Annotated in this window: 15 protein-coding genes and 1 pseudogene; 8 read left to right on the plus strand and 8 right to left on the minus strand. The window is 50.4% G+C overall.

Translation table 11 applies throughout. From position 1 onward, the window contains the following. Positions 1–2 precede the first annotated feature (2 nt). The 4 genes and pseudogenes from HND56_01745 to HND56_01760 form a co-directional block, all read right to left on the minus strand. The gene (locus tag HND56_01745; GenBank protein QKK04485.1) at positions 3–584 is read right to left on the minus strand and encodes a hypothetical protein; all 582 of its coding nucleotides are present in this window, start codon (positions 582–584) and stop codon (positions 3–5) included. A gap of 880 nt (positions 585–1,464) precedes the next feature. Further along, positions 1,465–2,856, minus strand: a pseudogene (locus HND56_01750) (PleD family two-component system response regulator). Between the two features lie 111 nt (positions 2,857–2,967). Further along, complete coding sequence (locus HND56_01755) at positions 2,968–3,333, minus strand: response regulator (GenBank protein ID QKK04486.1); 366 nt, start codon at positions 3,331–3,333, stop codon at positions 2,968–2,970. 144 nt (positions 3,334–3,477) lie between these two features. After that, positions 3,478–4,362 carry a DUF1849 family protein gene (locus HND56_01760; GenBank protein QKK04487.1) on the minus strand — a complete coding sequence of 295 codons (885 nt, stop codon included), beginning with the start codon at positions 4,360–4,362 and terminating at the stop codon, positions 3,478–3,480. A gap of 64 nt (positions 4,363–4,426) precedes the next feature. Between HND56_01760 and HND56_01765 the strand changes: the two genes are divergently transcribed. Then, positions 4,427–5,224 (plus strand): 4-hydroxy-tetrahydrodipicolinate reductase, encoded by a 798-nt coding sequence (locus HND56_01765; GenBank protein ID QKK04488.1) that lies wholly within the window; start codon positions 4,427–4,429, stop codon positions 5,222–5,224. Positions 5,225–5,342: 118 nt separating this feature from the next. Continuing rightward, complete coding sequence (locus HND56_01770) at positions 5,343–5,852, plus strand: hypothetical protein (GenBank protein QKK04489.1); 510 nt, start codon at positions 5,343–5,345, stop codon at positions 5,850–5,852. 260 nt (positions 5,853–6,112) lie between these two features. On the opposite strand, the gene HND56_01775 is transcribed toward HND56_01770, so the two are convergent. After that, positions 6,113–6,583, minus strand: a complete 471-nt coding sequence (locus HND56_01775) for a methylated-DNA--[protein]-cysteine S-methyltransferase (protein ID QKK04490.1) — start codon at positions 6,581–6,583, stop codon at positions 6,113–6,115. Positions 6,584–6,672: 89 nt separating this feature from the next. Here HND56_01775 and nth point away from each other — a divergent pair, with 89 nt between their 5' ends. Beyond that, positions 6,673–7,305, plus strand: a complete 633-nt coding sequence (nth, locus tag HND56_01780) for an endonuclease III (protein QKK06522.1) — start codon at positions 6,673–6,675, stop codon at positions 7,303–7,305. Here the strand turns inward: nth and HND56_01785 are convergent. Both HND56_01785 and HND56_01790 read right to left on the minus strand, forming a co-directional pair. Next, positions 7,302–8,075, minus strand: coding sequence for an MBL fold metallo-hydrolase (locus tag HND56_01785; protein ID QKK04491.1), 774 nt, complete (start codon positions 8,073–8,075; stop codon positions 7,302–7,304). The genes nth and HND56_01785 overlap by 4 nt on opposite strands. A 54-nt stretch (positions 8,076–8,129) precedes the next feature. Further along, complete coding sequence (locus HND56_01790) at positions 8,130–8,921, minus strand: TatD family hydrolase (protein QKK04492.1); 792 nt, start codon at positions 8,919–8,921, stop codon at positions 8,130–8,132. 251 nt (positions 8,922–9,172) lie between these two features. Here HND56_01790 and HND56_01795 point away from each other — a divergent pair, with 251 nt between their 5' ends. From HND56_01795 to prpB, 5 genes are all read left to right on the plus strand, one after another. Further along, positions 9,173–10,018: a hypothetical protein gene (locus tag HND56_01795; GenBank protein ID QKK04493.1), complete on the plus strand. Its 846-nt coding sequence runs from the start codon at positions 9,173–9,175 to the stop codon at positions 10,016–10,018. Between the two features lie 33 nt (positions 10,019–10,051). Continuing rightward, complete coding sequence (locus HND56_01800; protein QKK04494.1) at positions 10,052–10,624, plus strand: hypothetical protein; 573 nt, start codon at positions 10,052–10,054, stop codon at positions 10,622–10,624. A 33-nt stretch (positions 10,625–10,657) separates the two neighbouring features. Then, complete coding sequence (locus HND56_01805) at positions 10,658–11,473, plus strand: metallophosphoesterase (GenBank protein QKK04495.1); 816 nt, start codon at positions 10,658–10,660, stop codon at positions 11,471–11,473. A gap of 63 nt (positions 11,474–11,536) precedes the next feature. Beyond that, complete coding sequence (locus HND56_01810; GenBank protein QKK04496.1) at positions 11,537–13,237, plus strand: DMT family transporter; 1,701 nt, start codon at positions 11,537–11,539, stop codon at positions 13,235–13,237. A gap of 34 nt (positions 13,238–13,271) precedes the next feature. Next, a complete protein-coding gene (prpB, locus tag HND56_01815; protein ID QKK04497.1) occupies positions 13,272–14,234 on the plus strand; it encodes a methylisocitrate lyase in 963 nt (320 codons plus the stop codon). 19 nt (positions 14,235–14,253) lie between these two features. On the opposite strand, the gene HND56_01820 is transcribed toward prpB, so the two are convergent. Then, complete coding sequence (locus tag HND56_01820; protein QKK04498.1) at positions 14,254–14,772, minus strand: hypothetical protein; 519 nt, start codon at positions 14,770–14,772, stop codon at positions 14,254–14,256. Positions 14,773–14,911: the final 139 nt, after the last annotated feature.

Below are 14,911 nucleotides of genomic sequence, written 5' to 3' on the forward strand. Positions count from 1 at the left end.
TTTTAAGGCGCGCCGGGTGCCATCGTGTTTTGCTGCACAGAGCCGCGACGCGGTTTATTGCTATCCACATTGTCATTACTGCCCGTCTTATTATCAGTGGTCAGTGTTTCACCGATAACCTGTCCGGCATGCTGCGCCTGTTCGACAATTTCATGTGCAAGTCCTTCGGCGACTTTGGCAGGAGCAATTCCGGCAGTTTGCAGGGCTTCCCGCGCCGTTTCCGACGTTTCCCGGTATTGTGCCGCAGCTTTATCATAGACGCAATCGGTAATGGCCTGTGCCATCTCTTGCGGTGTTGCTGTTTTAGAAAATTCCGATGTCAGATACTGGTTACGGCATCCGTCCAGATATTGGGCGGTATCCCCGCGGGTGAAATAACCGCGGCGGCGCAATTCATCCGCACCGATGGCGGGGTTTAAAATATCTTTCGTCAGCTGGTCAACAACTTCTTGCCCCGGTTTTTCGGGGTTCATCTCATGGATGCCATAAGAAACGACTGCGGCAAAACCGCCGATTGCGCCGACAAATATCAGCGCAATTGCTCCTGCGGGATCTTTGATAAATTCTTTCAGAGCCTTAAACATGCCATGTCCTTGGTAACAATAAAAAATACTCTTCCGAGATATCGGAAAAGTATACGCGAAAAGAGAAAAAAATGGAAGGGGAAAGAGGATTTTTCTACATTTTAGAATGGTTTAGAAGGGGTTAACTTCCTGCGGCGCTGGTGCTGCCATGCGTGTTTTCACTGTCTTCTTCCTCTTTTTTGTTCTCCTCTTCCGTCCGCGGCGGTTGTTGCGGCGGCGGAGCGGGTTGCGCCGTTTGCTGCGGCTGCGGCGGTTGTTGCGGTGGCGGAGCGGGTTGCGCTGTTTGCTGCGGCTGTGGCGGTTGTTGCGGCGGCGGAGCGGGTTGCGCTGTTTGTTCCGGCTGTGGCGGTTGTTGCGGCGGCGGTGCGGGTTGCGCCGTTTGCTGCGGCTGTGGCGGTTGTTGCGGCGGCGGTGCAGGTTGCGCCGTTTGTTCCGGCTGCGGCGGTTGTTGCGGCGGCGGTGCAGGTTGTGCTGTTTGCGCCGGTTGCGGCGGCACGGGTGGTGCTGCCTGTTGCGGCGCAGGCGATGACCCCATAGGATCTGTCAGGGATGGATCGACAAAAAAGCCGTCATCAGGAATGATTGTGGTTTTCCCGGGTGAAGGCGGTGGCGGTGCTGCAATCGGTGTAGGATGTTTCTCATCTGTTATGGATGGTTTTTGTGCCTGCGGGGCTTCATCTTCATCCGGTTCATCAAAGAAACCGCTATCTGCAGGGGATGGTGTTCTGGCGGGTTGTTGCGGCGTCGCTGTGCCGGGAGCTGTGGCGGCAGTATCCGCATTGCCGGTTGCTTGTGGCGGCGGTGCGGTATTTCCTTCCGCGCCCGTATCGCCGTTATCGCCGCCTTCCTCGTTTTTAGGACGCCGTTGCGGTACGCTGGCAGGATCAATTTTACCGATGCCTTTGAAAACGCAACAGTTGCGGCCGCCCTCTTTCGCTTCGTAAAGCGCATCATCCGCTTCTTTCAAAGCGCGGTTCGGATCAATACCTGTTTCGGTCAGGACGAAGCCGCCGATACTGACGGTCACGGAAAGTTCACCGCCTTCGACCTGATCGCATTCAAAAACCTTGTCGCCGATCATCCTGCGCAGACGTTCGGCAACCATGATGGCGACTTCCTGCGTGGCATCGGGCAGGATGGCGACAAATTCCTCACCACCCATACGTGCGACCATATCAAGGCTACGCAGGCCTTTATTGACGCGTTCGGAAAAAGTTTTCAGGACGAAATCCCCGATATCGTGACCATAGGTATCGTTAAAGGGTTTGAAATGGTCAATATCCAGCATCAGAATGCCGACAGGCTTTTTATCGATTTCGTGTTTTGCCAGAATTTTTTCAAGGTGAACCATCAGATAGCGGCGGTTGTAAAGTCCGGTCAGCTCATCTGTCAGCGCCATGGAAAGGCTCAGTTCATAATTTGTTTTCAGCCGGTCCTGATAACGCTTGCGGCGGATCTGTGTACGGACACGGGCGATAAATTCGTTCCGGTCAAGCGGGCGCAGAATATAGTCATGCGCACCGATTTCAAGCCCGCGGGCAATTCGCGGCATATCCTGTTCTTCGCCGACCATCAAAATCGGCACGGCACGGCTGCGCTCGTTCGAGCGGAAGAAGGAACACAGGCGCAGCCCGTCCTCATTCACCATGTTCAGGCTGACGACAATCAGGTCGAAATCCTTGAACTGGGCTTCGCCCATGGCATCTTCACCCTGCCGGACGGCAACGACTTTTGCATTGTCGCGCTCCATGGTCTCCACCATTTTGCTGCTTTCCATCTGGTTGTCTTCCACCACCAGAATATGGGCATTTTCAACCGACTCGGCCATAATGGTTTTATCACTGTCCATGGCGCCAAGCTGGTTTGCGGCTTTTTCGCGTACCTGCCATTCATCAACGATCATTTTCAGACGTACAAGCGAACGTACACGTGCCATCAGTGCGGTATCATTCACGGGCTTACTCAAGAAATCATCCGCGCCTGCCTCCAATCCGCGTACGCGGTCAGTGGCATCGGTCAAAGCAGTGACCATAACGACGGGAATATGGACAGTGGCGGGGTTTGCTTTCAGACGTTCGCAGACTTCGAATCCGTCCATGCCCGGCATCATAATATCCAGAAGCACGACATCGGGCTTTTCTTTTTCGGCAATTTCCAGCGCCTCCGGACCGCTTGTTGCGGTCAGAACATCATAATATTCCGCCTTCAGCTTGGCTTCGAGCAGCTTTACGTTTGGCAGGATATCGTCAACAACCAGAATACGTGCAGACATTTTTTTTCATCAATCGCCGTTAATATTTTTACATTTGTAAGACAAAAAACAATGTGAAATTATTCTGCCTTACCCCTCTCTTCACCCTAAAGGATAAAGATAAACTCTTCCTTAATCCAAATATTTTTTTACCGTCTGAATAAATTGCGGAACCGAAATCGGCTTGGCGATATAGTCCTCGCAACCTCCGGCACGGATTTTTTCTTCATCACCTTTCATGGCAAAAGCTGTGACGGCAATAACCGGAATATGCTTCAATGCTTCTTCGGCTTTCAGCATTTGCGTGACTTCAATGCCGGAAATCTCCGGAAGCTGAATGTCCATAACAATCAGATCAGGCATATGTTCGCGCACCAGATCAACGGCATCACGTCCGTCCCGTGTTTTGACGGTCTTGTAGCCGTGTGCGGAGAGCAGATCGTCGAAAAGCTTCATATTCAGCTCGTTATCTTCAACAATCAGAACGGTTTTGGACATATATCACCTGTGTTTTGCCAGTATTTCGAAAGAGAAGGAAGGGCTTTGAAAAGACCGTATTCACCTGTCACATCACTTTATAACACGGTATTGGTTAATAAAATCTTTACCTTTTATTTCATAATTTCTTTAAAGGACGATATGTCAGCAGTCGTTCTTTTTCTTCGGACCCAGAGATTTCAGGGTTTCAAGAATGGTAAAACTGCCGAAATGTACGGCGGCTTCGCTGACAATGCCGTTATCATGCAGAATAACATCCATTTCATGTGACGGTGTGCCGCCTTCGGTATCATCATTTTGGGAAAGCGGGAAAAAAGCCAGGCGCATCCGCCATGCGCGTTCCGTCAGCATTTCGGCGGCGATTTCGGGGTTTTTTGCCAGTTTCAGGCGCAGGGCGATCATTTCTTCTTTTGTCAGCTCATCGCCGATAAAAGTGTTCACTTCGACCAGGCCGCTTTCATCCGCGCCGTCAAACCAGACCATGTTATAAAATTTTTCGCCTTTTTCGGCGCGTTTTAAAAGTTCCAGAATATACTGGTTGGGAAAGAGCGTTTTTTGCTCGAAATCAAAGGACAAGCCTTCGGGAACCTGAAATTCGGCATGGCCGTTGCCATTGCCGTTTATCTGTGTGGCGCTGCCGCGGAATTCATCACTTAATTCGCCATTGACCATGCTTTTCGAGGCGAATTGGAAGCCGCTGCCGTCTTTGGCTTCCCAGTTTGTGAAGTGCTTTTTCTCGGAAAAGCCGCGCTGGTTACTGTAAAGATAATTCAAAGAAAAGCTTTGTGAAACCGTCCAGCCGTCACAGGTATCATCCAGATGATAGGACATTTCGCCGTTAATACTGACAAGAGGGCTGGCGGAATTGCGGTCGGTCATGCGCACGGAATAGCTTGATTCATGCGGCGCAAGAATATGCGGTGCGTTCAGGGCATAAGCGTCTGTCGCCGTAAAAGACAGCGCGGCAAGAAACCCCGCCGCAAAGAGCGATGCGCCGCGTTTTTTGAAAAATTTGTCCGTAAAACTCATAGATAAGCCCTTTTGTATACCGCATTTTCAGCCTACACTAAAAACATTAAAAAAGGAGAAAAAAATGCGCATAGCCGTACTCGGAGCAACAGGACGTATGGGGCAGGCCGTCATCCGCGCGGTGCTGGAAAAGGATAAGGAATTCTTGTCCGGCGGACATATCGGCAAGGATAAAAGCAAAATTGATAAGGATCTGGGCGTGATTGCCGGCGGCGAGCCCGTTGGCGCATTGGCAACAGACCGTATGCAGACGGTTTTCGCAGGCACGGATGTGGCGATTGACTTTACCTCCCCCGACTGTGTGGAGGAACATTGCCAATTTGCCAAAGCGGCCAAAACCGCTCTGGTTGTCGGTACGACCGGGCTGACGGAGGAACATCTGGATATGCTGCGCGATACGGCGGATACCGTGCCGGTCGTCTGGGCGCCGAATATGAGTCTGGGGGTGAATATCCTTTGCTCGCTGGTAAAAAAAGCCGCATCAATATTGGACGATGATTACGATATCGAAATCTTCGAAGCGCATCACAAATTTAAAAAAGACGCGCCCTCAGGCACGGCACTGGCACTGGCGGAATATGCGGCAAAAGGTCGGGAGATTGAAAATTATAAACCTGATTACGACATTCGCGAAGGCGAACGTGAAAAGGGTGCAATCGGTTTTTCTGTGATGCGCGGCGGTGATATTGTCGGTGAACATGATGTGGTTTTTGCCGCTGGCGGCGAAAGACTGATTTTAAGCCATAAAGCCACTGACCGCTCTATCTTCGCACGCGGCGCTGTCACCGCCGCACTCTGGACCAAAGACAAAGCCCCCGGCTTTTATTCGATGCAGGATGTGCTGGGGTTGTCGAAGACATGACGGGGAGATTGGCTAATTTATCTGACCCTTTTACTGCTCTTCATGCAGACTTCCCCAAAAAATGTATTGCGTCCCGCTTTTTCGTGCGCTTTTTCCCGCTTTTTCCGGAACTAAAACTATGACAAAAAAAATGCCTAATAAAGATGAATGCCTCTATATTTATGAAATGCTAGATGCTGGCCTCATAAATTTTACCTATATCCACCCATGGGCAGATAAGTTGATAGGAGCAACGGAAGCTCTCCCTTCATGGTTATGTGATCTTTCTACAAAAAAATATCAGGGCGACTTAATCAAAGCGCTTGGAGAGTATGTATTTAGTGAACCATTTGAGCCTGTACCAGCAGATATAGAAAAATTCCATGTTGCCTGTTTGTATTTGAGATATGAAAGGCATGAATTGTCTTGGGCTACATTTTTATCTGAAACAGGAAAGTACCTAGATGGTGTTAATGGCGGACTAGACTGCGAGACTCCATACCATTATTTAAACATTGTTCAAGATTTCAACTTCTCTCTAGATGCAGAAGAACAAACAAAAAAGCAGTATCTTGAAGACCATGAATTAGAACCATGGATAAAATTGGCCAAAGAAAAGTATAAGCCCTTTTTAGATTTAAAAATGTAATGTCAGACTAAAACCAAACCGCTCTCCTGCGCTAGTTCGGAAACCCGTTCCATGTTGTGCTGTGTAAAAAAAGCGAAAAAAAGCGAAAAAAAGCGGGAAAAAAGCGGGACACGGAAAAAAGCGGGACACAATACAATTAATCTTTGACAAAAAAGTCATCCTGAAATTGTTTCAGGATCCACGCTTCCATAGGCGCATATCTTTCAGGCAGGGAAGTGGATTCCAAAACAAGCTTGGAACGACGAATATATTATCGTGCATTAAAGCAGACTTTCGAAAGTCAGTAATTGCAGTTTGATCTCTGCGCCCCAGCCGTAATTGACTTTGCCGCCACTTGTATGGACAACGCGGTGACAGGGGACGAAGACGGAGAGCGGGTTTTTGCCAACGGCACTGCCAACGGCGCGGACGGCTTTCGGTTTTCCGATTTTTTCTGCGACATATTGATAGGTGACGGTTTTACCGCAGGGGATTTTCAGCAGTTCTTTCCAGACTTTTTGCTGGAATGCCGTGCCGTAAAGTGTCATCGCAGGCGCATCTTCGCCTGTCAGCAGCCAGTTTTTTGCGGCTTTTAGCTGTACATTCGTGGCGGGCGCTAAAGCGGATTGGGGGAAATGTTTTTGCAGATCGGCTTGCTGATCCGTCAATCCGAGGAAGCAGAGTTCTGCACCGTCAAAAGCAAACAGAACCGGGCCTTCATAGCCGATACCGTCTTTTTGAGTGATCGCCATACAGCCCCACGCAACGCTATGGGGTTGTTTTCTCTTATCCAGATATGTGATATTTGCTGTCATGCGGTTTATATAGCAAGGAAACCATGATGAATGCAAAGAAAATAGATGAATTTTTCGCCCGCTTGCAACAGCAAAACCCTGAACCAAAAGGGGAGCTGAATTACACCAATCCCTACACATTGCTGGTGGCGGTGGTGCTGTCGGCGCAGGCGACGGATACGGGCGTGAACAGGGCAACAGAAAAACTGTTCAAAATCGTGAAAACGCCTGAGGATATGGTCAAGCTGGGGCTGGACAAGCTGATTGACCATGTCAAAACCATCGGCCTTTATAATGCCAAGGCAAAAAACGTCATCGCGCTGTCGGAAATTCTAATTAAGGAGCATGGCAGTAAAGTGCCCGAAGATCGTGACGCGCTGGTGAAGCTGCCCGGCGTTGGCCGTAAAACCGCGAATGTTGTGCTGAATATTGCTTTCGGTCATCCGACCATTGCCGTGGATACGCATCTGTTTCGTCTGGGCAACCGTACAGGGCTTGCCCCGGGGAAAACGCCGGAAGCGGTGGAGCAGAAGCTTTTAAAAGTCGTGCCGAAAAAATATTTGCAGCATGCACATCATTGGCTGATTCTGCACGGCCGTTATGTCTGCAAAGCGCGCAAGCCTGATTGCGTCAACTGCATCGTCAATGATCTGTGTGAATATAAGGAAAAGACCGTTTAGTCGAATTCCAGCACCATACCGTCATAGGCGGGGCGGATATTCTCGGGCAATTCGGCGCAGAGCGTATCGTAATCCATAAAATTGGTCAGTACCGTCAGATAGGTCATGCGCGGCTTTAACCGTTCGACCCATTCTTTCACCTGTTTCAAAGTGGCATGCGTGGCGGATTCTTCACGGTGATAGCCTGCGCAATCCACAATCCATGTATCAATGCCTTCCAGCGCCTTGAGTGAGGCTTCCGTGAAATCCTGCACATCGACGGAATAGGCGAAATCACCGAAACGGAAACCCAGTGAGGTACAGCTGCCGTGATCCTGCGGGAAAACATTGATTTTTGTGCCTTCGATTTTCAGTTCCGTTGTTTCGGGAATAACATTAGCCGCCAGAAACGGACGGTAAACACCGCCGTAACCGCCGCGGAAAGCATAGGCGAAATGACCGCCGAAATCATCCATCGTGGCCTGATTGGTATAAAGCGGAATCGGTTCGCCGCGGTGATAGCTGATGACGCGCAAATCATCAATGCCGCAAATATGGTCGGAATGGGCATGGCTCAGCAAGACGGCATCAATCCGGTTCTGTTTAGCGGCATTCAGCTGCATACGCAAATCATAAGTGGCATCGATCAGAATATCGGTGCCGTCATCCTGTACAAGCAGGGATGCGCGGCTGCGTGCATTCTTCGGATTATCGGGATCACAGGTCCCCCAAAAACCGCCGGCAGCCGGTGTGCCGACTGAAGAACCGCTGCCGAGTACCGTAACCTTCATTTTTATTGCTTCCTTTTTCTGCCGCCGTGCTTTCATTGAGGACGGGCGCACACTCTATAATCTTTTCACCTTTTTGAAAAGGCGGTAAAAATTTTCCGTCGTGATTTCTCCGATTTCCTCGGTGGAAACGTCTTTTATTTCCGCCAGTTTGGCTGCCGTATGGGCAACAAAGGCGGGTTCGTTTCTTCTTCCGCGCATCGGCACGGGCGCAAGATAGGGAGAATCGGTCTCGATCAGAATACGGTCCAGCGGCACGGTTTTGACAATTTCGCGCAAATCATCGGCTTTTTTAAAGGTGATGATGCCTGACAGAGAAATGTAAAAACCCAGATCAAGCGCCTTCTTTGCCAGTTCCGCGCCGGAGCTGAAACAATGCATGACCCCTGTCAGTTTTCCGCCCGCATATTCTTCCTTCAGAATGGCGGCCGTATCATCATCGGCATCGCGGGTATGGACAATGACGGGCAGACCGGTTGCGGCGCAGGCTTTTAAATGGTGGCGGAAACTGTCCAGCTGCCGCTCACGCGGGGCGTTATCGTAATAATAATCCAGCCCTGTTTCACCGATACCGACGACTTTTTCGTGGCTGTCGGCCAAGGCAATAATGGCGTCACAATCATATGCCTCTTCCGCTTCTTCGCCGGCATTATGCGGATGTGTGCCGACGGTACAGAAAATATTGTCGAAACGTGCGGCAATATCGCGGATTTGCGGAAATTTTGTAATATGCGTACAGATCGTGACCATTTGCCCGACCCCTGCATCGCTTGCGCGGGCGACGACGCTTTCAAGGCCGTCTTCTTCAAAATCAGGGAAATCCAGATGGCAGTGGCTGTCGATGAACATGATTTGTTCCTTTTCTTTCGGCTTTTTTACCATATGTGCAAGAAAAGTCAAATAATCAGCCGCATAGCCGTTATTTTTTGTTTTTTCCCTTGTACGTGACAAGGATTTTTGTAAATATGATTTGCCTCAGGAACAAGGCATTAAGCGAATATAAAGACGCAGGCGCGTCTGACGGCGGTGTGTAAGGAATGGAATCCGGTAAAACGGGTGCCGTATATTTTTGTTTGATTTTTAAGACGAGGTGACGAGATATGGCCGACGATAATAAAAAACAGCCTGATAGCAAGCCGGAAGCACCGGCAGCTCCGAAAACGCCGAAAAAGTCTTTCTTGAAACGCATGAAACCCAATCTGCGTCTGTCAGAGCGCTTTAACTTCAAAGCAATGAAGCGCAAGGCCATTATCGGCGGCGTGACACTGGCGGTTGGCGCGGGTGCAATCGGCGGTGCGGTCGGCGGTAAATATCTTTATGATGAAACGGAGCGGACGGTACAGTTTCAGGTCGAAGCGCTGGACAGTAAGCGCACGATTGTCCGTGAAACCTGTGACGAAGTGAAAGTCGAAAAGCATTTTTCATGGAAAGAACCGGAAGTCTCCGTCAACCGTTCAGCCTGTGATCAGGAAGTGCTGGGACGCATTATCAGAACGCCGCAGGGTATTTTTGCCAATGACCCCTCCCGCATCGATTTGAAGAATCGTAATGAAGTTGAAACCATTGATGCCAATCTGAAACCGGGCGCATGGTATGAAGCGGTTGTGAAGGGCTGGGACTTTATGGGCCCGCCGAATATTATGTCCGTCGAGCGCCTGCCGAATAACTGGCGCGAAATCCGCGAGGCACGCGAGCAGGGGATTGAGCTGCAGGCTGAATTCAATAACGGTGCCGGACAGCAGCGTGATGCCGCAAAAACGACACCTGCGGTGACGACGCCGACAACAGGCGGTACATCCGCACAACCCAGTCTGGAAGATATTGAACGTCAATTGGAAATTCTGAAACTGCAAAAACAGCTGGAACAATTGCAAAATGGCAGCGGACAAAATAATGACCAGCCCGCACAGCGTACCGGCACGACCGGCCCGCGTCCGCAGCAGTAATTAGATCCCGTTTTTGAGGAAGGATAGAAAGATATGGCAGACAGAAAAAAAGATAACCGCGATCTTGAAGATAAAATCGCTGACTTTAAAGACAATGTCGTAAAAGGCACGAAAAGCCTGTTCAGCTTCAAAACGCGCCGTCAGAAAGTCACCAAACTCGGCCTTGCTGCCGTTTTCGCGGCGGTTGCGCTGCCGATCGGCGTGCAAAATATGACCGAGCAGGAGCTAAGCTATACCCGCGTTGCCGATAAACAGGTGATTACCGAGACCCAGTCCGTTGTGACAAAAGAGCTGTTCCGTCTGGAGGAAATGCGCGACCAGTTGCAGGATGGCAAAGTTGTCGGACAGGCGCCGGAAGTGGTTGAGGAATCGCGCCAGTTAAGCCGTGATTTCAACGAAAACACCCGCCATATTCTGGAACTGGGTGACGGCAACCGTTATGAAGTGCGCCCGACGCTGGGTGGCCTTTCCAAAGGTGAAATGGAAGAGCTGTGGGAAGATGTGAAACCGGGCAGCTATTACACCTTTACAACGGCGCGCACGATTACCGGTGACCGCGTGGTGACCGGATATCAGAAACGCAGCAGCTATTGGTATGATTATTAATAGCCGCAGGTTTTGAAAAAAGGGGCGATCGGAATGCCCGCTGTTCTGAAATTGCCGAAAAATACCGAAGGCCGCGATTTTGTCGTCGGCGATATTCACGGCGCTTATGATCTGCTGGATCAAGCGCTGGAAGAGGTCAAATTCGATCCCGCAAAAGACAGGCTGATTTCCGTCGGCGATCTGATTGATCGCGGCAGGGATTCCCGCCGTTGTCTGGAATATCTGGAGCAGCCGTGGTTTTATGCGCTGCGCGGCAATCACGAAGATATTTTCATGGATATGTGCTACAAGGACGGGCGCATGAATTCCGTCAAGGCGGAATTCAATGCCCGCCGCAACGGTGCGGGCTGGCTGAAAAAAGAAAGCCCCGCCTTTCGCAAAAAACTGAAAGCCGCTTTTGAAAAACTGCCTTTGGCGATGGAGGTTGAAACCGACCGCGGCACGGTCGGCTTTGTTCATGCCGAAGTACCGGAAAATATGGATTGGAAAACATTCCTGAAACAGCTGAAAGCGGGAGATCCGGATACGGTGGAAACCGCATTATGGGGCCGCCGCCGCGCCGAAGAAGGTGACAACAGTGAAATTGCAGGGATTGGCCGTATTTTTTCAGGCCATACCGTGAATGAAGGCGCTGCGTTAAGGCTTGGTAATTGCTTTAATCTGGATACGGGCGCGGTGTACCGGGAAAAATACGGTGATAAGGCGGAAGGCTGCGGTATCACCATCGCCGATATTAAAGCTGCCGGGCGCGCATTGACAAAACCCGTGAGTAAAGCCGTGAATGCGGTATTGACTCTTCGGGATCCGCCGAACAGGCCGTTTTTTAAGCGCAAGCCGAAATCGTTATAATAACCAAGGAGTAAGCATTCCCCTTTAAGCCCCGTATGGACTTGCCCGTTCAAGTAACGTAGCATGGGCATTGGACGTCAATTCGGGGGGATTGCCATGGCCGTCATGTTTATGCTTATCGCTATATTTCTGTTTTCTTTATGGACACCTGTCATCACATTCTGCATTCAGCAGATCAATCTGTGGGAATTCATTTTTTGGACGGAGCTGATCGGCTTTACGGTCTCTTTTTGTTTGCTGAAATTTTTGACGCGGCGCGACAAGGTAAAATATAAACGCCTGCGCGATTTAAATGCGCGCGAAATGATGATTTTCTCCGCCTCCGGTTTTTTGCGCGTTCTGGCGATGGGTTGTTTATTCACCTCTTTTCTGCATCTGTCCGTGGCAGGGGCCATCAGCGTTTATGATTTCTGGCCGATTATGGCGTTATTTATATCGCCCGCCCTTGTGACCAAAGATTGGAGCAAGATCGGATTAAAAGAAATTTTCCTGTCACTTTTTGCTTTCGCAGGCGTGATGATGCTGCTTTATCCGGAGACTCGCGCACAGTTTTTCACTGCCGAACCGGATCCGTGGAAGCGTTGGGGAATTTTACTGCTGCCCTTTGCCGCGGGTTTTTCCAATGCGCTTTCCGGTGTTATCAAGGACGGGCTGATCCGTAAAATGCAGCTGGAAGACAGGCCGTTTTTATCTATTTTTGTCGTTGATATTAATTACGGTTTTTTCTGCGTTATCTTCGCGGCGCTCGCCGTCTTTGCCGGACGTGAATTTTTGGCGGTTCCGCCCGGTACTTATACGCTGGAAGGCGTTTCAGCGCTTTTGTTCTTCAGTCTCGTGATTGTGGTGATGGGGCGGCTCAGTTTTACGCTCGGCCTTGCCCGCGCCAAGATGCAGAATATTTCCGTGCTTTGGTTCATTCTGCCGATTTTGACATTGTTCTGGCTGTGGCTGTTTGATATGTCGGCGATTACCGGAGAGATTATCCTTGGTGCGTCAATGATTACCGTGGCCAATCTTCTGATTACCTCTAAACCCGATGACCGTCTTTCCTATCCGGCGACAATCATCACTTTGCTGCTGGTCAGCATCTATTGCTACTTTTTTGAAGGGCTGGATGTTGACGATTATTATCAGGCCGCATCGGTGCCGCTGTTCTTTTATTCCATTCTGATTGCGTTTTTGATGGACAGGCTGATTCGCCGTGACCGTTTCGAAGAGGATCTGGTTGTCGAGATGATCCGCCATGTTGAAACCGACGGGCCGCGTCAGATAAAACAGAAAAAAACGCTGATCGATAAATTGACGGGAATCGTCAAAACCAGTGATGTGGAAAAAATCGATGCCTATTATCAGGATTTGCGCAATGGCGGGCATAAATGTTTCCGCGATGTGACGGAAAAACTGGATGCGCTGGTTTTGTCGCGGATGCAGGGCGCGAATTTCGGCGAGGTACTGGTGCTGTTTCTGGTCGGCATGCTGGGGATTTTGATGTTGTCAGTCTACCGTCCGCCCTATTTTGCGGGAGATTGTTTCGCCATTGTGTTGGCGGCGGCGATTGCCTTTATGTTCTTTATGGTCGTGGATTTGATGCGTCTGCGCAGCCAGTTTTTTCTGGAGCTGGATGATAAAGGCAAATTCCGTATGTCACGTGATATTATGCGGGCAACATTGATCGATACGGTTGTGTCGGGTGTGCTGGTTTTGGTGGTTATTCTGGCAACGCTCGGAGCCATGTGGCTGCGGCGCGGCACTGTCGGTTTTTAACGGTGGTTTTTAACAAGCGGAGAAGGAAAAGAAAATGAAAAAAACAGCAGGTTTAAAACTGCGCGAGGCGATTGCCAAGGAACATCCGCTGCATATGGTTGGCGTTGCTGATGGCAGCGATGCGCTGGAGGCGGAAAAAGCAGGGTTTCGCGCGCTTTATATTTCCGGCAGTCAGGTTGCGGCATCGCGCGGCTGGGCTGATATCGGGCGTCTGGAGCTGCGGCATATGGTCGAGGCGGTGGTGCGTGTTCTGGACAGCGGCACACAGCTGCCCGTTCTGGTCGATGTTGATACGGGTTTTGAAGATGCGGCGGAAACAATCCGCGCTTTGGAAGCGGCGGGTGCCGCCGCCGTGCATATGGAAGACCAGCAGGATTTGAAAATGTGCGGACATCTGGACGGTAAACATGTCGTGACGACAGAGGAGATGGTCACACGTCTGAAAAAGGCTGTTGCCGCCAAACAGGACCCGCAATTTGTTGTTATGGCGCGCACGGATGCGCTGGCAGCAGAGGCGGATAAACTCTCCGCCAAAAGCGGTAAACCGAAATCTGATCCGGTCATTCAGGCCGAGGCGCTGCAACTGACATTGGCGCGGATTACAGCCTATGCGGCGGCGGGGGCCGATATGATTTTTGCCGAAGCCTTTCCTGATTACGCCACTTACCGGCTGGTTAAGGAAGCGGCGGGCGGCTTGCCCGTTCTGGCCAATATGACGGAATTCGGTAAGGTTGATTTATTGTCACCGGATGAACTGAACAAAGAATCCGACGGTGCGATTGATCTTGTCCTGAACCCGCTGCCTGTCTATCGTGCACAGCGCCAGACAGCCGCGGAGGCTTATCAGGAAATCCACAGAACAGGCTCGCAGAAAAATCTGGTTGCGGACGGAAAATTGCAGAAACGTGAAGATTTTAAATCGCTGGTCGATTATGACGGTCAGGTGGCAAAGCGCGCGGAAGATCTGGCGGATAAAAAAGAGGCCGTCGGCGAATAACCCGGCGGCTGTCCGTTGCTTAGGCGTCTTTCTTTTCCGGCTCTTTCTTTTCCGGTTGTGCCATGCGGCGTTTGCGCAGGGCATGCAGCGCTAATCCGAACAGGAAACCCGCGGCGCCGACCGGCACAAAGCCGAAAAAGAAGAACTGGCTGGTGCGGTTCAACTGAAAAAATGTCGGCAGGGAAAGAATACTCCACAAAGAAATGGCGTAAAAAGGCATCAAAAAACGCGCCATCCAGATAATGCCGTCATCCTTGCTGTGCCGTTCTCTTGGGAGTGTGTAGGCATAGCGGCTCATCACGAAATTATTGAAATGTCCGGCAATCAGTTCCCAGCACAGCAGGGCAGCCAGACCGGAACGCACCCAGAAAATGACCGGGGAGTTACTGGTCAAATGAATAGGAAAAAACAGCATCACCAGATATAGTCCCGCAAGGCAGGAGGTAACGGGCCATGAATGCGGGCCGTCCGTTTTGCGGTAATTGATCTTTAGCCAAATGACAGCGATAAAAGCAACCGCCAGCAGAGTCCATTCCATATCTTTACGTCCTCCATCGTTCTAAAAGAGTGTAACCGAAAAAATAAAAAGACGAAACGCCGTTCTTATCGCGATTGTGCCGTCATAGATATTTATTGTAAGCTATGAGGGTATTTTTTTTGAGGATTTTTCCTGAAAC

The sequence above is a fragment of the Pseudomonadota bacterium genome (assembly GCA_013285465.1).
Lineage (GTDB): Bacteria > Pseudomonadota > Alphaproteobacteria > Micavibrionales > CSBR16-224 > CSBR16-224.